General features: G+C 66.4%; 18 protein-coding genes. 2 read left to right on the forward strand and 16 right to left on the reverse strand.

What is annotated here, in order from left to right:
• The first annotated feature begins 15 nt into the window (after positions 1-15).
• On the forward strand, positions 16-1,035 hold the full coding sequence (locus tag AC5Y31_RS00775; protein ID WP_499977415.1) for a YlbL family protein: 1,020 nt from the start codon (positions 16-18) through the stop codon (positions 1,033-1,035).
• 55 nt (positions 1,036-1,090) lie between these two features.
• Positions 1,091-4,054 carry a UPF0182 family protein gene (locus AC5Y31_RS00780; RefSeq protein ID WP_499977416.1) on the forward strand — a complete coding sequence of 988 codons (2,964 nt, stop codon included), beginning with the start codon at positions 1,091-1,093 and terminating at the stop codon, positions 4,052-4,054.
• 5 nt (positions 4,055-4,059) lie between these two features.
• Here the strand turns inward: AC5Y31_RS00780 and AC5Y31_RS00785 are convergent, their stop codons facing one another.
• Genes AC5Y31_RS00785 through AC5Y31_RS00860 form a run of 16 tightly spaced genes read right to left on the reverse strand, consistent with a single transcriptional unit; the run spans position 4,060 to position 18,238 of the window.
• The gene (locus AC5Y31_RS00785) at positions 4,060-5,310 is read right to left on the reverse strand and encodes a TetR/AcrR family transcriptional regulator (protein WP_499977417.1); all 1,251 of its coding nucleotides are present in this window, start codon (positions 5,308-5,310) and stop codon (positions 4,060-4,062) included.
• Complete coding sequence (locus tag AC5Y31_RS00790) at positions 5,307-6,083, reverse strand: oxygenase MpaB family protein (RefSeq protein WP_499977418.1); 777 nt, start codon at positions 6,081-6,083, stop codon at positions 5,307-5,309. The genes AC5Y31_RS00785 and AC5Y31_RS00790 overlap by 4 nt, the downstream gene beginning before the upstream one ends.
• A 2-nt stretch (positions 6,084-6,085) precedes the next feature.
• Positions 6,086-7,003 carry an oxygenase MpaB family protein gene (locus tag AC5Y31_RS00795; RefSeq protein WP_499978088.1) on the reverse strand — a complete coding sequence of 306 codons (918 nt, stop codon included), beginning with the start codon at positions 7,001-7,003 and terminating at the stop codon, positions 6,086-6,088.
• A gap of 25 nt (positions 7,004-7,028) precedes the next feature.
• Positions 7,029-7,208, reverse strand: a complete 180-nt coding sequence (locus AC5Y31_RS00800; protein ID WP_301634373.1) for a hypothetical protein — start codon at positions 7,206-7,208, stop codon at positions 7,029-7,031.
• Positions 7,209-7,263: 55 nt separating this feature from the next.
• Positions 7,264-8,064 carry a hypothetical protein gene (locus tag AC5Y31_RS00805; RefSeq protein ID WP_499977419.1) on the reverse strand — a complete coding sequence of 267 codons (801 nt, stop codon included), beginning with the start codon at positions 8,062-8,064 and terminating at the stop codon, positions 7,264-7,266.
• Positions 8,061-8,576 carry an Rv1363c family protein gene (locus AC5Y31_RS00810; protein WP_499977420.1) on the reverse strand — a complete coding sequence of 172 codons (516 nt, stop codon included), beginning with the start codon at positions 8,574-8,576 and terminating at the stop codon, positions 8,061-8,063. Before AC5Y31_RS00810 ends, AC5Y31_RS00805 begins: the two co-directional genes overlap by 4 nt.
• 20 nt (positions 8,577-8,596) lie before the next feature.
• The gene (locus AC5Y31_RS00815; protein ID WP_499977421.1) at positions 8,597-9,190 is read right to left on the reverse strand and encodes an Rv1363c family protein; all 594 of its coding nucleotides are present in this window, start codon (positions 9,188-9,190) and stop codon (positions 8,597-8,599) included.
• 17 nt (positions 9,191-9,207) lie between these two features.
• Positions 9,208-10,479, reverse strand: a complete 1,272-nt coding sequence (locus tag AC5Y31_RS00820; protein WP_499977422.1) for an MlaD family protein — start codon at positions 10,477-10,479, stop codon at positions 9,208-9,210.
• Positions 10,476-11,591 (reverse strand): MlaD family protein, encoded by a 1,116-nt coding sequence (locus AC5Y31_RS00825; RefSeq protein ID WP_499977423.1) that lies wholly within the window; start codon positions 11,589-11,591, stop codon positions 10,476-10,478. The genes AC5Y31_RS00820 and AC5Y31_RS00825 overlap by 4 nt, the downstream gene beginning before the upstream one ends.
• On the reverse strand, positions 11,588-12,724 hold the full coding sequence (locus tag AC5Y31_RS00830; protein ID WP_499977424.1) for an MlaD family protein: 1,137 nt from the start codon (positions 12,722-12,724) through the stop codon (positions 11,588-11,590). The genes AC5Y31_RS00825 and AC5Y31_RS00830 overlap by 4 nt, the downstream gene beginning before the upstream one ends.
• A complete protein-coding gene (locus AC5Y31_RS00835) occupies positions 12,721-13,755 on the reverse strand; it encodes an MCE family protein (RefSeq protein WP_499977425.1) in 1,035 nt (344 codons plus the stop codon). Before AC5Y31_RS00835 ends, AC5Y31_RS00830 begins: the two co-directional genes overlap by 4 nt.
• A complete protein-coding gene (locus AC5Y31_RS00840; RefSeq protein WP_499977426.1) occupies positions 13,752-14,801 on the reverse strand; it encodes an MlaD family protein in 1,050 nt (349 codons plus the stop codon). The genes AC5Y31_RS00835 and AC5Y31_RS00840 overlap by 4 nt, the downstream gene beginning before the upstream one ends.
• A complete protein-coding gene (locus AC5Y31_RS00845; protein WP_499977427.1) occupies positions 14,798-16,246 on the reverse strand; it encodes an MlaD family protein in 1,449 nt (482 codons plus the stop codon). The genes AC5Y31_RS00840 and AC5Y31_RS00845 overlap by 4 nt, the downstream gene beginning before the upstream one ends.
• A 3-nt stretch (positions 16,247-16,249) precedes the next feature.
• Positions 16,250-17,113 (reverse strand): ABC transporter permease, encoded by an 864-nt coding sequence (locus AC5Y31_RS00850; RefSeq protein WP_499977428.1) that lies wholly within the window; start codon positions 17,111-17,113, stop codon positions 16,250-16,252.
• Complete coding sequence (locus AC5Y31_RS00855; protein ID WP_499977429.1) at positions 17,113-18,000, reverse strand: MlaE family ABC transporter permease; 888 nt, start codon at positions 17,998-18,000, stop codon at positions 17,113-17,115. Before AC5Y31_RS00855 ends, AC5Y31_RS00850 begins: the two co-directional genes overlap by 1 nt.
• Before the next feature lie 4 nt (positions 18,001-18,004).
• Positions 18,005-18,238, reverse strand: a complete 234-nt coding sequence (locus AC5Y31_RS00860) for a hypothetical protein (RefSeq protein ID WP_499977430.1) — start codon at positions 18,236-18,238, stop codon at positions 18,005-18,007.
• Positions 18,239-18,441 lie beyond the last annotated feature (203 nt).

An 18,441-nucleotide genomic window follows, 5' to 3' on the forward strand; every position in this document is an offset into this window, starting at 1 on the left:
TTTACCATTCCCGGGGTGAACAGGCGGATTCTCACGCTGTTGGCGGCGCTGCTGCCGGTGGTCGTGTTCGGCGTACTGCTGGCGGCGGTGACCGTGCCCTTCGTGTCGCTGGGGCCGGGCCCTACGTTCGACACCCTGGGGATGGTCGAGGGCAAGCAGGTGGTCGACATACAGGGCACCACGACGCATCCGACGACCGGGCACCTCAACATGACCACGGTGTCCCAGCGAGACGGGCTGACCCTCGGCGAGGCGCTGGCGCTGTGGCTGTCCGGACGCGAGCAGCTCATGCCCCGTGACCTGGTCTATCCGCCGGGAAAGTCGCGGGAGGAAGTCGACGAGGACAACGACGCCGATTTCCGTGCGTCCGAGCAGAGCGCCGAGTACGCCGCCCTGGGCTACCTGCGCTACCCGAGCGCGGTCACCCTTGCCGACGTCCACGATCCCGGGCCGTCGGCGGGCGCGCTGCAGCCCGGTGACGCCGTGGACGCCGTCAACGGCGAACCCGTGTACACCGTCGAACAGTTCACCGCGCGGCTGGCCGGCACCAAGCCCGGCGAGACGGTGGCCATCGACTACCGGCGTAAGAACGCCGCGCCCGGCACTGCCCGAATTACGCTGGGAGAGAACAAGGACCGTCCCAACGGATTTCTGGGCGTGTCGGTGCTCGACGCGCCGTGGGCGCCGTTCACCGTCGAGTTCAACCTCGCCAATATCGGCGGCCCTTCGGCCGGGCTGATGTTCTCCCTGGCCGTCATCGACAAACTCAGCACCGGCGGGCTGGCCGGTGAGAACTTCGTCGCGGGCACCGGGGTCATCAAGGCCAACGGCGAGGTCGACTCGATCGGCGGCATCAGCCACAAGATGATCGCGGCGAAGGAGGCCGGCGCGACGGTGTTTCTGGTCCCCGCCGAGAACTGCTACGAAGCCCGATCGGACGACAACGGGCTGCAGCTGATCAAGGTCGACAGCCTTGCCCAGGCGGTGGATGCGTTGCGCACGCTCACCGGCGGAGGTCAGCCACCGTCTTGCTGAGGCCGGGTTGGCTACAGTGGGGCGGTCAGGACCACCGAGCTAGGGAGCGTGGCACGTGGGTATGCGGCCCACCGCGAGAATGCCGAAGTTGACCCCGCGCAGCCGGATCATGATCGGCAGCGCGCTCGTCGTGATCCTGTTGCTGCTGGTCGGGCCGCGGCTGATCGACGGCTACGTCGACTGGTTGTGGTTCGGGGAGCTGGGCTATCGGTCGGTTTTCGTCACGACGCTGCTGACCCGGGTGGTCGCCTTCGTGGTGGTGGGCCTGATCGTCGGCGGCATCGTGTTCGCCGCGCTGGCGATGGCCTTCCGGGCCCGGCCGGTGTTCGTGCCCTCGGGCGGCGCCAACGATCCGGTGGCGCGCTATCGCACCGCGGTGTTGTCACGGCTGCGGCTGGTCGGATTCGGGATACCGGTGGCCATCGGGCTGCTGGCCGGCATCGTGGCTCAGAGCTATTGGGTGCGCATCCAGTTGTTCCTGCGGGGCGGTGACTTCGGGATCGCCGACCCGCAGTTCGGCAAAGACCTCGGCTTCTACGCCTTCGACCTGCCGTTCTACCGGCTGGTGGTCGGGCTGCTGCTGGTGACGTTCTTCCTGGCCACCCTGGCCAACCTGACCACCCACTACATCTTCGGCGGCATCCGGTTGTCCGGCCGTGCCGGCGCGCTGAGCCGTCCGGCGCGTATCCAGGTGGTCAGCCTGATCGGCACCCTGGTGCTGCTCAAGGCCGCCGCCTACTGGCTGGACCGCTACGAGCTGCTCAGCCACACCCGCACCGGCAAGCCGTTCACCGGGGCCGGCTACACCGACATCAACGCGGTATTGCCCGCCAAGATGATCCTGCTGGCGATCGCGCTGATCTGTGCGGTGGCGGTGTTCTCGGCGATCGTGCTGCGCGATTTGCAGATTCCGGCGATCGGCCTGGTGCTGCTGCTGCTGTCGTCGGTGGTCGTCGGAGCGGGCTGGCCGCTGATCATCGAGCAGTTCAGCGTCAAACCCAACGCGGCGCAGAAGGAGAGCGAGTACATCTCGCGTTCGATCGCCGCGACCAGGCAGGCCTACGGGCTGACCGAGGACGTGGTCACCTATCGCGACTACAGCGGTGACGCACGCGCTACGGCAGCACAGGTGGGCGCCGATGTCGCCACCACCTCCAACATCCGGCTGCTGGACCCGACCATCGTCAGCCCCGCGTTCACCCAGTTCCAGCAGGGCAAGAACTTCTACTTCTTCCCCGACCAGCTCACCATCGACCGCTATCGCGACAGCGACGGCGAGCTGCGCGACTACGTGGTCGCCGCCCGCGAGCTCAACCCCGATCGGCTGATCGACAACCAGCGCGACTGGATCAACCGGCACACCGTCTACACCCACGGCAACGGGTTCATCGCCTCGCCGGCCAACACCGTGCGCGGAATCGCCAACGACCCCAACCAGAACGGCGGTTACCCGGAGTTTCTGGCGAACGTGGTCGGCGCCAACGGCAGTGTGGTCTCCCAGGGACCGGCCCGCCTCGACCAGCCGCGTGTCTACTACGGCCCGGTGATCGCCGACACCGTCGCCGACTACGCCATCGTCGGACGCAACGGCCCGGACCGTGAATACGACTACGAGACGAACGTCGAGACGAAGAACTACACCTACACCGGTGCGGGCGGCGTCAACATCGGAAACTGGCTGGCCCGCAGCGTGTTCGCCGCGAAGTTCGCCGAACGCAACTTCTTGTTCTCGTCGGTGATCGGCTCGGACAGCAAGATCTTGTTCAACCGTGACCCGGCCGGCCGGGTGCAGGCGGTGGCGCCGTGGTTGACCACCGATTCCACGGTGTATCCGGCGATCGTGAACAAGCGCCTGGTGTGGATCATCGACGGCTACACCACTTTGGACAACTACCCGTACTCGCAGCTGACCTCGTTGTCGTCGGCGACCATGGACTCCAAAGAGGTGGAATTCAACCGGTTGCTGCCCGACCGGCGGGTGTCCTACATCCGCAACTCGGTGAAGGCCACCGTCGACGCCTACGACGGAACGGTGAGCCTGTACGCCCAGGACGAGCAGGACCCGGTGCTGCGGGCCTGGATGAAGGTGTTCCCCGGGACGGTCAAACCCAAGTCGGAGATCTCACCCGAGCTTGCCGAGCACCTGCGCTATCCCGAGGACCTGTTCAAGGTGCAGCGGATGCTGCTGGCCAAGTATCACGTCAACGACCCGGTGACGTTCTTCTCCACGTCGGACTTCTGGGACGTGCCGCTGGATCCCAACCCGACCGCCAGCAGCTTCCAGCCGCCCTTCTATATCGTCGCGAAAAACCTTGTCAAGGGCGATGGTTCGGCGTCCTACCAGCTGACCAGCGCGATGAACCGGTTCAAGCGCGACTACCTGGCCGCCTACATCAGCGCCAGCTCTGATCCGGACACCTACGGCAAGATCACCGTGCTGACCATCCCGGGTCAGGTCAACGGCCCCAAGCTGGCCAATAACGCGATCACCACCGACACCGCGGTCAGCCAGGACCTCGGGGTGATCGGGCGCGACAACCAGAACCGCATCCGGTGGGGCAACCTGCTGACCCTGCCGGTGGCTCAGGGCGGGCTGCTCTACGTCGAACCGGTCTATGCCTCGCCGGGTTCCAGCGACGCCTCGTCGTCGTACCCGCGGTTGATCCGGGTGGCGATGATGTACAACGACAAGATCGGTTACGGACCAACGGTTTCTGACGCCCTCAACGGGCTGTTCGGGCCAGGAGCCGGCGCGGCAGCGACCGACATCGCGCCCACCGACGGCGGCGCCGCGGCCCAGCAGCAGCCGCCGCCGGCGAGCGCTCCGCCCGCCGCGGCGGTGCCGCCCCCGCCGGCGGGCAACGCCGGGATGTCGGCGGCGAAGGTCGCCGCGCTGCAAGAGATCGAGGCGGCGATCACCGCGGTGCGCGAGTCGCAGCGCCGCGGCGACTTCGCGGGCTACGGGTCGGCGCTGCAGCGCCTCGACGACGCGATGGCGAAGTTCAACAGCACCAAGTAGCGTCCTCAGGCACCGAAGAGCACGGCGTGCATCAGCGCGCGCACGCACGCCTGGGGGTAGGCGCGGTTGGTGGCCGGTGATTCCGCCGCGTCCGTTTCGGGCCGGTCGTAGTGCACCAGGCGGCCGACGTCGACGACCAGGCCCATCGCAGCGTGTACCAGGAAACGAGCGTCGGTTGCGGTGAGGTCGGGGCGCACCGCGATGAGCAACCGGACCCAGGAGTCGATGGTGGACCGCTGCACATTGCGCAGCACCTTCTGGTCGGCCGGCGTGAGATTGACCCGTTCGCTGTAGTAGACCGAGGCCAGCTCCGGGTTGGCGAACGAGGTGGCGACAAAGGCATCGACCAGTTGGGTCAGCGCTTCTCGCGGTTGCGGCCGGTTGCTGTTGACCCGGGACAACTCCGCCGATAGCCGGTCGGAGGAGCGCCGTAGCGCGGTGCTGAGGATGTCGGCCTTGCCGGGGAAGTAGCGGTAAATGCCCGCGACGCGCACGCCGGCCGCCTTGGCGATCTGGGCCATGCTGGTTTCTGCGTAGCCGCGTTGGTGGAACAACATCATTGAGGCGTGCAACAGCGCTTCGTAGGTTCCGGCATCCGGGGTGAAGATGCGCCACGCGGGCGCCCCGGGCGAAAAATCGTCCGGCGTGGGCAACTCCGCGTTCAGCAATGCCGACGACGCCGCGGTCAGTACGTCCCTGATGTCCTCGGCCGGGGCGCGCACACGATGGTCGGCGATACCGCCGGCGACGCTGAGCAATCCGGCCGACAGCATCCGGAGCTGCAAGACGGTCGAGGCGGGACGCAGCTCGGCCAGCGGCTCCTGCAAGCGGCGGTTGATCAGCCGCAACTGATCGACGAGGCGGGCCTCGTCGGCTTCTCGGAGGTAGCGCGACTGCCAGCGGTAGAGGCCACCGGATTCCCGATTACGCAGTGCGACATCGATAATGGCCTGTACCAGCCGATCGAGCACCGGCTCGTCGTCAGATCCGGCCGCTGGATCGGTAGCCAGATCGGTAGCGGTGACCAGTTGCTGGCTCAGCGCCAGCACGGCGTCGCGGAACAGGTCGTACTTGCTGGCGTAGTGCCGGTAGAGGGCCGGAGCGGAGATGCCGACCTCGCCGGCGATGGCTTCCAACCGCACCGAGTGGTAACCGAGCGCGCTGAAGGCCTCGGCGGCGACGCGGGCGATCTGTTCCTTGCGGTCCTTGGGGCGTCGCCGGACCGGGGGCGCCGCCTCAGAAAGGTGTTGAGTCACGGGGAATCTCGCCTCCCGCCAAGTGCCGCGCGCGCTCGGGCATTCCAGTGGTGCCGGGGTGCCAGGGTGGACAGGCGGGCCAGCCGGGCGAACTGCCGCAGCGATCGCCGGTCGGCGGCTGTGACGGTGATTCCGGTGAGTTCTCGGGCCCGGGGATGCTGCAAAGCGCGGATGGCCGGGTGCGGGACCGCACGCATCCACCAGTCGGTGGGAGCGAAAATCTGCTCACGGTACGGTTCGAAGTGCGGGCCGGCGAACAGTTTTGTGTCGCAGTAGTTCTCGAAGTAATCGAGGAACTCCGGCCAGCTCGGCGGCATCGACCGGCTCGAAATGCCATACCTGCGGTACCAGGCGCAGCATTCCTGATAGAGCTGCTCGTGTTCGGGCCCGTCGAGGGGCCGAATGAAGGTGTTGACCATGACGAACAGGGACTCTACGTAAGCGGCATGCTGAAAATGGAACGTATCGGGGCTGAGCGCATGATACTTCTGGCCGAAGCTGTCGAGGCCCTTGACGTGCTCGTGGGAGAACCGCATCTGCGGGCTCATGTCGACACCGGTGTAGACGTAGTTGACCGCCTGGGTGACGGTGCGCTTCTTGTGCAGCCAGATGCGGTCGCGCATCAACGCGTGCTCGGTGATGCCGGCGGCGATACCCGGGTGCAGCATCAGCAAACATACCGCCCTGGGCAGCACGAACAGGAAACGCCGGTCGGCCAGGACATGCCACAGCATGCTGTCGGAGTCCAAATGGTCCACGGTGGCGGGCGACATGATCAGAGCAGCGCCTTGCCTCGGCGGATGCGATAGCGCAGGACCGCCATCACCACGCTGTAGTTGAACGTGCGGATGAACCGGGGGATGAAACGGTTCACGAACGACACGAACAGGAACAGATTCTCGAACTGACGCTGTTCGGTCTCGGACCATTCGACGTCGAGCAGCTCTCGGAACATGGGGGGAAGAAAACCGATCGACAAGAACCGCAGCAGTGGTGCGAAGACCACGCGGAGGAGCGGGTTGATCATCTTGAGGTTGAACAATCGCATCAGGTATTCGCGGATCGGATCGCTCATTTCGAGAGTCTGGCAGGTGGCATTCCAGTAGGTGTCGAATTCGGCGCGGCTGGCCGGCCACTGATCAGCCGTGACCTGCAGACCGGTGGCGAGCGGCCGGGCATGCTGGTAGAAGTACTCCGCCTGCTCTTCGGTCATCTTGCCGCGCAGCAATTGATAGGTGTCCTCGTAGAAGACGAACAGACAAGCCGCTACCCACAGTTGCAGATCACGATCGAAGGCGTTGTATTTGACCGGGCTGTCCGCGGTGGAACGGACCTGCCGGTGTACCACGTTGATCGCCTCCCGGTAGGCGTCGCGTTCCCTGTCGGTGCCCAGCACCGCGAGCGCCATGTATTGGGCGGTGGTGAGCAGTCGCTTCCACGGATGTTCCATCAGCGCACCGGATTCGACCCGGCTCTCCACCACCCCGTAGCCGACACCGGGGTGGCACATCTGCATGGCGACGTTCGCGGCGGCTGCGGCCGCCGACCAAAAGTCCAGTGCCTCCGTGAGATCGAACTTTTCATCATCCCAGCGCGGGGTGTGCTGGCCGACGTGAATGCGAGTCTCGGCGGTGGTCAGTTGCCGGTGCCGGGCGTGGTCTTGTTCACGGTCCTGTTCGTGACAGGTCGACATTTCAGCGATCCTTTCCAAACGGCGGCTACGGACTGGCGAAGTACTGCGGCAGCTGGGTGAGTGCCCAGATGACACCGGCCGCCCCGACGAGCGCACCGCAGACCAGCACCATCAGCACCCCGGCGCGAAGCAGCCGGGCCTCGGGGGAGGCCAGGATTCGCAGCATGCTGACGACCAGGTCGATGAGCCGCACCAGAAGCATCATCTTCGGGGTACTCCTATCAGTGCGTGGTTCATCCGGGTGATCGATGTGGGCAGGGTCATGTTCCACCGTATTCGGGTCGCAGTGACGCCGACATTGCGGTGAGCGGCACCCGGACGACCACGGCGCCGCCGTCCATGGACCACACCAGCCGGTCCGGCGGCTGCGGATTCTCGCGAAGCATCGGGGCATCGGGCAGGTACAGGATCAGCTCTTCGGGTGACAGCGCGAAGGCCCGATAGCCGCCGGTGTAGCCGGCTCCGGCCGGGCCGGGCTGGAATTCCGCCACCGTGAAGGGGTAGGTGTTGGGGGTGTGCGGGGGAGCCGCCGCATCCAGCGCCGCCGGCAGCACCGGGGCGGCCGCGTCCGCGATGACGCGCATCGGGTCGACACCGGGCTTGAACAGGTCATCCAGGGCCAGGCGGCGTCCGGCGGCCATATCGAAGACGAAAGTGCGATAGGCATTGTTGGCCTGCATGCCGAAGGGCTCCAGGCACTCATGGACGACGAGCGACTGCACGGCGCCGGGACCGGCAAAGCTGTCGTAATAGGCGATCGCGCTGCTGTCTCGTATCGCTTCGGCGCCCGAATCGCGCCAACCGGTCATCAGCCGCTGGTAGAAGTCGCGCACGACCGGGCCGGACACTGGTTGGTCGAGCAATGGCTCGGGTAGGTCAAAGGCGATGTAGCGCTCCGCCTTTCGCGACGACACGACCAGGGTGGTGCAGCGCTGCCCGTCCCAGCGCGCCTGCAGCTCATCGCAGAAGCCCGGCGCGGAGCCGACGGCGGGCGGTGCCGGCGCTGTGCTGACGGCGGCGAGAAGAGCCGCTAGGACGCAGACCGCGTTGCGGGTACTCATGGTTGTTGTTGTCCTGCCATCACATCGCTGGCCAGCCAGCGTCCGGCTTCTTTGCGCAGGGTGATCGTCATGGCGGTGATGTCGGGTGGCGCCTTGGCGATCCGGTCCGAGGATTTCAGTGCCGCACTGGTGAAGGTCTGCTCGACGAACAGCAACACGGTCGCGGTCGCGGCGTCGGCAGACTTCACCGCCGAGTCGACGACGGTGCCGCTGGTGGTCACCTGGTTGGCGATCAGCATCGCGCGAAGCTCGGCGCTCTGCTTGGCATAGCGGTCGTGGAAGGTGCCGGTCGAGCGGTCAAGCAGCTCGGTGATCTGCCGGTCGACGGTGGCCGGATTCGCGGTCGTGAGGGCCACCGCGTATGACGCTGCGGCGTCCAGCGCTTCCCGGCCGGCGACAGCCGACCGGTGGTGCTGGTAGAGCAGCCAACTCTGATATCCGGTGCCGCTTAGTACCCCGACCGCGCAGAGCACGGCAGCCGGGCGCACGATGCGCCGCAGTCGCGTCGTCATACGTTGCCCCTCGTCGCTGCTCAAATCAGATCCACACTGCTGGCCAACCACCGGCCGTCGATGCGTTCCATAGTCATCTGGATGCGGTTGCGGTCGAGGCGTGGTTCGGAGCGGACCGCGTTGGTGATGGACTGGTCCACGAACAGCAACACCTCCACCCGGTTGGTGGTCGCGGATTTGAGGGCCGCGTCGAGGACGATGCCTTTGCCGGAAGCGTTGTTATCGATCAGGATCTGACGTAACTGCTTGGCCCCCAGGGTGTAGGCGTCCTTGAACTGGCCGGTCGCACCGTCGAGCGCGCGGGCGTAATTGCCGTCGATGTCGGCGGTGTCCAGGGTCGTCAACACGAGGGCGTAGTCCTTGGCGGCCGCCAGGGCGGCCTGCCCGGCGGCGGTGCGCGCATCGACTTGGTGCAGGCGCCATCCGGCGTAACCCGAGTACGCCAGGGCACCGATCAGCAGAGTGGCCACCAGGGCCGCCGCCACCCGGCGGCGCCCGGCCAGCGGCACGGCCGGCGCCACGGGTACGTTCTCGGCGGTCTCCGCGTCTGGCGCATCCGCCTCGAGCTGGTCGTCGATTTGGTCGAAGACGTCCGGGTCGGCGGTTTTTCCCATGTGGCTCGGCTTTCTCGTCAATTGGGGATCCATGCGGGCAGCTGCGGGCCGCCATCAGGCGTGGGCAAGGTGTAGGGCGGGTAGACCGGCGGCGGTTCCAGGGTCGCCAGCGGGTCGTGGCCCGCCGGCGGCCCGGCGGTGTCGTCACCCGGGGGGCGTGGCGCATTGCGCGCACCGCGAACCAGTAGCGACGGGTCGTCGTCGGGGCAGTAGGTGTAGCGGTACGGGGCGGGGAAATTCACCGCCGACGGCGGCTTTCGCGGCAGGTTGTAGTCGCAGCGGTGCCGGGGGTAGATGTCGGCGATCACCCAGATGCCGCCGTCGTGCACGGTGCCGGCCAGCCGATCCACCAGGGAGCCGTGATCGGGGCGCCAAAGGTCCTGCAGGGCGGGCACCCGCAGGTAGAAGATCTGCGACAGGGTGGTCAGGTTGCCCAGCAGTGCGTACACGTTCTCCCGGTTGTCGCCGATGAACCTGTCGACCTGGCCGAGTTCGGTGCTGCCGAGATCGACAAGCGTGCGGAAACCGCCGTCCATCTTGTTGACGCCGCCGAGGATCTGCTGAAGGTCAGTGCTGGTGCCGCTCAGCCCCGGTGCGACATCGCTGAAGGTGGTGAACGTGATCCGGGTGTTGCGGAGCATGCTGACGGTCTCTGGCAGGACCCCATCGAGCGTCGAGGCCAACAGCACCGTGCCATCCAACAGCGCCGACAGTTTCTTGCCGCCCTGCGGGCTGACCCGAAGTTCGCTGAACACAGCCGTCAGCTTCTCGGCGTCGACCTGGCCCAGGGCGCCGCGGCTGTCGTCGATGATCTGGGGCAACGACACCGGCACACTGGTCTGCTCCTGGCCGACCAGGGATCCGTTGGTGAGGTAGGGACCGTCGTCGTGGTCGGGACGAAAATCGAGGTATTGCTCACCGGCCACCGACAGCCCGGATACCCGTACCCGGGTGTCGCGGGGAATGGGCCGATCGGCGCGCACCGCGACGACGGCCTCGGCTCCGGCCGAGGTCAGCTGCACGCCGGTGACCCGGCCGATCGGGATTCCGCGCAGGGTGACGTCCTGGTTGACCAGCAGCCCGCCGGATTGTGGGAGCAGCACCCGCACCGAGATCGTCTTCTGCGCCGGGTTGATCCCGACGCCGAAGATCGTCACGTAGGCCGCCGCCACCAGCGTGGTCAGCGCCAAGCCGATGCCGGACAACAGAATACGGCGCCGGTAGCCGGCCTGCACCAGCCAGACACCGAGCCGGGCGAGCAGGTCGAGGAGGTCGAGGAAGGGTCTCATCGCTGCGCTCCGTAGATCCGGGACAGCAGCATGTTCCACTCATAGCGCAGGTCGCCGATCATCAGATGCCAGTCGGTGCCGTCGGTCCAGTGGAATTCGGGGTCGCCGGGGTAGTTCTTGTCGGGCCAGGGCACCAGCGTGATCTTGTCGATCTCTCCTTTGACGTGTGCGGCGGGGCCGTTCAAGGTCTTCATCAAGATGCCCAGGAACCGGTTGAACGACATCAGCGACAGTTCGGGGTCGATGGCGATCTCGTTGAACACCCGCGCCAGCTTGTTGAGGTCGGCGCTCACACTGCGGGTATCGGTGCCTTGCAGCGACGGGAATCGGGACAGTTGACGGGTGATTCGCGCCCCGGTATCGACCAGGTCGATCAAGTCGGAGGTGTTGTCGGAGATGACGTTGAGGGCCGGCGCCAGGTGGGTCAAGGAATCATCGAAGGTGTTCTGGCGCGCCGACATGGTCGCGGCCAGTTCCGATGATCTGCGCAGGGTCAGGTCCAGTTGCTGCGAGCGGGCGCTCATCCGGGACAGCAGGGTCGCGGTCTGGTCCAGCAGCAGGCCGAGCTTCTCGCCTCGCCCGCCGACCGCCTTGCCCGCGCCGTTGAGCATGGACACCAGGTGGCGCACCGTGCCGCCGTTGACCAGCGTCGCCATCGAGCTGATCAGTTCCTCGATGGTCGGGGCGTTGGCGGTTGATTCCAGCGGCAGCACCGAGCCGGTGTGCAGCAGCGGCGCGTCGTCGGGCCGGTTCTTGTCGGGCCAGATCTGCACGAAGATGTCGCCGAGCGGGGTGGCCGAGCGCAGTTCGGCGGTGCTGCCGGCATACAGCGGCACGGCGGATTTGATCCGCATGGTGATGTAGGCGTTGAAGTCCTGCGCCCGAATCGATTCGACCTCACCGATCTGCGCCCCATATAACCGCACCTTGGCCTTCTCCGGCAGGTTCAGGGCGTCGGAGAAGACCGCGGTGATGGTGTAGTAGGGCCCACCACCGCCGGGTGCGGGCAGGGCCACGCTTTCCAGATCCAGGCCGCAGCCGACCGTCAGCAGGGCCGTCGCGACCGCGACCGCCGCGCGAGCCCCGCGAACGAACCCCGTCGGCCGTCTCATGGCTGCCCACCGATCCCGTCCTGCATCAGGTCGAGCATGCTGCCCAACCCGAAATCCGGCCCGTAATCCTGCAACGTCCCGGTCGCGCACGCGAGCTGCCGCAGGCCCATCAAGTTGCAGACCTCCTTGCCGAACTGACTGTTGAGCAAGGTCTTTCCCAGCAGCAGGTGCACCCGCAGACTGCCCGCCTTGTCATCGATGACGTTGTAGAAGTTGTCGATGAACAGCGGGCCGGTGTCGAGGATCTCGCGGAGGTCACGTTCGTTGTCGGTGAGTGTCGTGGCGACCGTGCGGACACCGGTGAAGGCGTCGCGCAGCCGGTCCTGGTTGCCTTCCAGCAGTCGCGAGGTCTCGGCCAGCAGCCGGTTGATCTTGGCTCCGGTGTTTCCGGCGCCGAGGTTCTCCGCCGCCAGGATGTCGCTGAGCTGGTGAATATAGGAGCCGAATTCTCGCAGAGCAGCATCGTTCCGGGATGCCGCCTCGCTGAGTTCGGCGACGCCTGTGATGATCGTCTGGATGGTTTTCTTGCTGTGCGCGCCCTTGTCCGATCCGACTTGCAGGGCTTCGGAGAGCCGGCCCAGTGTCGCTTTGATGTCCGGTCCGTTCCCGACGGTGATCTTCGATCCAAGCGCCACGAATTCGCCGAGCGGGCCCTGGTTGTGCTCGTCGCCGCGTAATGCGCTGCCCAGCTTGTGCATCATCGCCAGGGTCCGTTCGAACTCCACCGGCGTGCGGGTGCGGTCCAGACCCAGCACGTCGCCGTTGCGCAATTTGGGCCCGCCGGTGTAGGCCGGGGTGAGCTCGACGTGACGGTCGGTGAGTACCGAGGAGGACACGGTGACGGCTTCGACGTCGGCGGGAATGTCGACGCGCGCGTCGATGGCGAGCTTGACCTCGACGTAGCCGCCCTTGGGAGTGATGCTGGTGACCTTGCCGACGTCCATGCCCAGCACCGACACCCCGTTGCCGGTGTAAAGGCCGACGGCATCTTGGAATTGGGCGGTTACCCGGGTCTTGTGCACGGCGACCCGCGGCAGGTCGGGAATCAGCTGCGGTGCGACCGCGGCGCCGGTGACGGCGAGGACCAGCGCGGCCGCACCGACGACCAGGTAGAGCTTGAGGCTGCGGCTCATTCGCAGTCCTTGAAGTACTCGACCAGGTTGAACTGCCGGGCGCGTCCGCTCAACGCGCACATCCAGGAGTCGACGAAGATGCCGGCCGGCAAGAAGACATCGGCGGCGTTGCCGCTGCCGGTGGCGTTGGCGAAGTTGCGCAGCGCCACCGGGGTGGATTGCAGAAAGCTGCGCAGCAACGCGTCGTGGTCGGCGGTCATCGTCATGAACTCATGGAAGTCGGCGATCATCTGGTTGACGGCCGCCTCGTCGCCCAGGATCCCGTGGGTGCGCTCGACCAGCAGCGTGGCGCTGGCGAACAGTCGTTGCACGGCAGCGCGGCGGGTGGCGATCTCACGCAGCACGTCGCGGCCCTGCATGACCAGCGCGCCGAGGTTGGCCCGCTGACCCCGCAGCATGGTGGTGAGCGTTTCGGTGTTGGTCAGCAGCGTGCCCAGTTGCTCGCGGCGGTCGGCGATGATGTCAGCCATCGCCTGCAGGTTGTTCAGCGCCTGGGGCAGTTCGTCGGCGACCCCGCCGAGGTTGGCGTTGAGCAGGTTCAGCGAGTCGACGAACCGGTTGGCGTCCACCGGCCCCAGGGTGCGGGTGGCCCCGGCGAGGGTCCGCTGCAGATCGTAGGGAACGGCGGTGCGCGCCAAGGCGATCGTGCGGTTCTCGAGCTGCCCGCTGCCCGCCGGGGACAGTTCGAGGTAGCGCGATCCCAAGATGGTGGTCAACTTGATCGCGGCGCGGGTGTCGACGCCCAGCGGGATGCCGCGCTCGACGTTGAATCCGACCACCACGTGATCGCCGGCGAGCTTGACGCGTTCAACGCTGCCGACCTTGACGCCGGCGATGGTCACCACGGCTCCGGAGCGGATTTGGGCGGCCTGGGCGAATTCGCCTTGGTAGCGGGTTTTTCCGACGCCCAGCCCGGAGTAGACCACGGTGGCCATCAGCACCGCGGCGATGATGATGATCGAGATCACCCCCAGCCAGGGCCGGCTGAAGGACTCGAGGGGGCGTTTGAAGGCGGCGGGGATCGGGCTCATCGGCACGCCGCCGAGTGCTGGTGGGCGAGGCCTTCGCTGGCGGTGGTGGCGCCGACGAACGCCCGGAACCAGTGGAACAGGCCGCGCCACAAGCCGAAGTCCAGTTCGCAGGCGTAGACGTCGCTGTAGGTGCCGCTCTGGGTGATCCGGGCCAGCCCCTGCAAGACGTACGGCAGGTTGGCCGCCATGTAGGCGAACCGTTCGCGGCCGTCGTTGACGCCGTAGTTGAGCAGCCCGGGCTGGCGCCCGATGAACTCTTCGAGATCCGGCGCGATGTTGTCGACGATGGTCGACAGCCGTGCCATGGTGGCGTTGATCGAGCCGACCGAGTCGACCAGCGGTTGGCGGTGGTTCGCCAACGTGACCATGGTGTCGCGCGACTGGCGAATCATGTTCTCCATGTTGGTGCTCTGGCCGGCCAAGTCGGTCATCAGCTGATCGAGGTTGGTGATGAGCGCGCTGAGGACTTCGTCGGGACCGGCGAAGGTCTCGGCCATCTGCGAGGCCTGGGTGATCAACATCAGCATCGATGTCTTATTGCCTTGCAGGGCAAGAACTGTCGCGTTGCTGATGTTATCGACCTGTTCGGGGTCCAGCTCGGCGAACAGCGGCTCGAACCCGTTGAGCATGTAGGAGACGTCCAGCGACGGGTTGGTGCGTTCGATCGGTATCTGGCCATGATTGGGCAGGATGTCGTGGGTGTCGCCGGGCCCTTGGGCCAGCCCAAGATAGCGCTGCCCGATGATGCTCTGATACGTCACCGAAGCGATCGTGTTCTGGTAGAGCTGTTGGCTGCGTTGCACACGGAACTCCACTTTGGCGGTGGTGCCGGCCAGTTTCACCCGGTCGACCCGCCCGACCCGCACCCCGGCGACGCGTACGTCGTCGCCGGGCACCATCCCCGAGGCGTCGCTGAAGATCGCCGAGTAGCTGTAGGTGGGTCCGGCGATGTCGCGGCGCAAGGTGTTGTAGACCATCCAGGTGACGGTCAAGGCGAAGGTGGTGAAGACGGCCATGCCGATCACCGATTTGCGGCGACTTCTCATCGGCCACCTTCTTTCGCTGCCGGGGACAGGTGCACCGTGCTGCCGCGCAGCAACGGCGCCAGCAGCAGCAGCGTGGGGGTATCGGCACTGCCGGTGATCCGGCTGATCTGCTGCTTTTCCAGCGGGCTGCCGACCAGTCCGACATTGCCGCCGATGACCGCGCCCGCAGGTTCGGCGGTGGGGGCTTCGGCCGGCAGCGGCGGCGGTCCCGGGGGCCCGGGGACCGGCGGGCCCTGCGGGTCGCCGGGCATCGAGTGCCGCGGCGGAGTGACATTGGGGCGATTCTCGGTCATGCCCGGGGTGGGGGAGACGCCCTGAGACTCCAGCGCGGGAAACAGGTCCGGGGCGGTGGGCACCTCGGGTGCGGTGGCGCAGCTCGGTCCGGCCAGCTCGCCGTAGCGGGGGCAGTCGGCGCGGACATAGGTGCGGCTGGGCGTCAGCGCGATCGCCGCCTTGACCTGGAGAAGATTCTCGTTGGGATCCCAGATGACGTCGTAGATCCGGTTGGCCAGGGTCTGCAGCTTTGTTGAGACGCCGTGGAACTCGTCGGCGTGATCTGCGATCACCCCGAGGGCCGGGGAGAACTGGCTGGTGATGGTGATCATCCGCTCGGTCTGATTCTCCAGGGCGCTCGCCAGCGTGGTCGCGGTGTCGGTTCCGCCCGTCAGCAGGCTGGACAGCTGCGGTCCCTTTTCGGCGATGGTGGCCATGGGCTGAATCGAGCGGTCCAGCGCATCGAACAGTTCAGGGGACACCCGCTGCAGGCCTTCGGCCGCCGCGGTCAGCGCCGACAGGGTGGTCGGGTCGGTGTCGTCTGCGGCGACGACGGAGTTCAGTTGCGCCAGAATCTCGTTGAGGTTGTGGCCGGCGTCGGTCAGCTCCTGGCCACGCCCGTGCGTGGCGGTGCCCAGGGCGGCGATCACCCCGACGGTGGTGTCGTCGGGTTTGCGGCCCAGGGGGCTGATCAACTGTCGGAGCTTGTTCAGCACGTTCTGGAACAGCACGGTGGGCAGCGACTCGTCTTCGAAGACCACCGAGCCCGAGCGCAGATGGTCGGGAGCGGCGCCGTTGTCCACCAACTGGATCGCCGAGACGGCGAACAGGTTGGCCGGCACGACGCGGGCGGTCACGGTGTTCGGGATCTGGGCCGCGTGTTCGGGTTTGAGCACGACGTGGACTTCGTTGGGCAGCCCGTGCGTGGACGGGGTGATGTCGGCGACCGAACCGACCAGCAGTTCGTGGTATTTCACATCGGAGCGAGGTGGCAGGCCGTCGCCGATGTTGGACAGCCGCACGTCGATCCGGACCAGGTTGTCCAGCCGGCCCTGGGATTTGGCGACCATCAGCGTCGCGGTGGCGACGGCGACGACGACGAACACGACGCCCAGCGCGAACACGCGGAGGTTGGAGGGTCCGCGCGGATCGGTGTCGAACGAGTTGGGCATCGTCTAACCCCCGAACCTGGCGCCGGACTCGACGCCCCACAGTGCCATGGTCATGAACATGTTCACCACGACCACCGCGGTGACACTGGTGCGCATCGCGCGTCCGGCGGCGACGCCGACGCCGGCCGGGCCGCCCGAGGCGATGAACCCGTAATAGCTCTGGATGGTCGACGACACGAACACGAACACGGTGGCCTTGAACGTCGCGTACAGCACGTCGCGGCCGTTGACGAACAGCGAGAAGTAGTGCAGGTAGGACCCATTGGATTGGCCGGAGATCAAGATGACCGAGAACTGGCAGGACAGGTAGGCGATACCCAGCGCCACCAGGAACAGCGGAACGACCGCGATGACCGAAGCGACCGCCCGGGTGGTGACCAGGAACGGGATGGGGTTGATCGCCATCGCCTCCAGCGAGTCGATCTCCTCGTTGATGCGCATCGCACCGAGCTGGGCGGTGAAGCGGCACCCGGCCTGGGCGATGAACGCCATCCCCACCATGATCGGGGCGAGTTCACGGGTGGTGGCGAATGAGGAGATCAGCCCGGTGGCCGGCCCCAGGCCTAGTAGGTCCAGCACGTTGTAGCCCTCGACAGCGACCAGTGCGCCGGCGATCGCCCCCAGCGCCAGCGCAACGGCGATGGTGCCCCCGCCCACCACGATCGAGCCGTTGCCCCAGGCGATGTCGGACAGCAGCCGCAGCATCTCGCGCCGGTAGTGCCGGAGCATGATCGGGATGGATGCGAGCGTGCGTCCGAAGAAGTGCACCAGGTGCCCGGCGCGGGCCACCGCCAGGAAGGCGCCGCCGAGGAAGGCGACGACCGCACGGAGACCGGGGAGCCCAAAAGCACTGGGAATGGCCGTCATTACAGCGCCTGCCTCGGGAACAGGATCACATAGAGCTGGCTCATCAGTACGTTGACGAACATCAGCAGCAGGATGGACTCGACCACCGCGGCGTTCACCGAGTTGGCGACTCCGGCCGGCCCGCCGTGGCTGTCGAGGCCCTTCTGGCAGCTCACGATCGCGACGATCATCCCGAAGACGATGGATTTGGCGAAAGCCAGCCACATGTCGCCGACATCGGAGAACGACGAGAAGGTGGCGATGAACGAGCCGGCGGTCCCGTTCTGCAGGAACACGTTGAAGATGTAGCCGGCAACGTAGCCGACGAAAAACGTGATGCCGGTGAGCAGTACGCCGACCGTCATCAGCGCGGCCAGCCGGGGCACCACCAGGCGCCGCACCGGCGAGACCCCCATGACCTCCATGGCCTGGATCTCTTCGCGCATGGTCCGCGATCCGAGGTCGGCACAGACCGCGGAGCCGACGGCCACGGCCAACAGCATCGCGGCGACCAATGGTGCGGCTTGGCGGATGATGACGAGTCCGGTGGCCGCGCCGGCAAGTGATGAAGCACCGACCTGTCCGGCCAGCACACTGAACTGGATCGAGAGTGTCACCCCTACCGGGATGGTGACGAACACGGTTGGCAGGAAGGCGGCGCCGGCCACGAAAGCTGTCTGGTCGATGAATTCACCGACGTCGAAGCGCCCGCGGAACAGGTCGACGAACAGGTACTGGATCGCGCGAACGCCCAGCACCACCTGGCTTCCGCCGGTGCCCAGCGACTGGATCGGGTGGCTTTTCAGGTAGTGCAGAAGCCAGTCGATCACGGCCCGCAGGCCGGGCCGGCCGACCAATTGCTGCTCTGCGAGGCGGATCAGGCGTCCCGGGGCATCCGATGCGGTCATCGAGTCACTGCATGCAGACGTCTGCGACCAGCAGCACCGGCCACGACACGATCGACCCGAGGAAGGACACCACCAGGTCCACGCCCTGCATCTCGTGCAGGTGAGCGGTGTGCGTCAAGGACCAGATCAAGCCGACGATCAGGTAGGGCGTGCCGAGGATCAGGCCCAGGCCGATGAGTTCACCGACGCTCATCCGATAGCTGAGCAGCCGGCCGATGTTATTAACGATTCCGGGCATCCGTCGCTTCTCCCACTGCGGTGGCCCTGCGCCGCACCGAGGGGAATGTGACGCAGGGCGCAGCTGGCGCTGCGGATGCAGCATGACACAGCGGGCGTAGCCCCGCAAGGGACAAGTTAATTTCGATCTGAGGTCGTGTGGAGCCGGATGGACCCGTTAAATGCTGCCTGGCAGCGGAAAACGCCAGGAATGACAGATCAAGT

Source organism: Mycobacterium sp. NGS18, assembly GCF_059813185.1.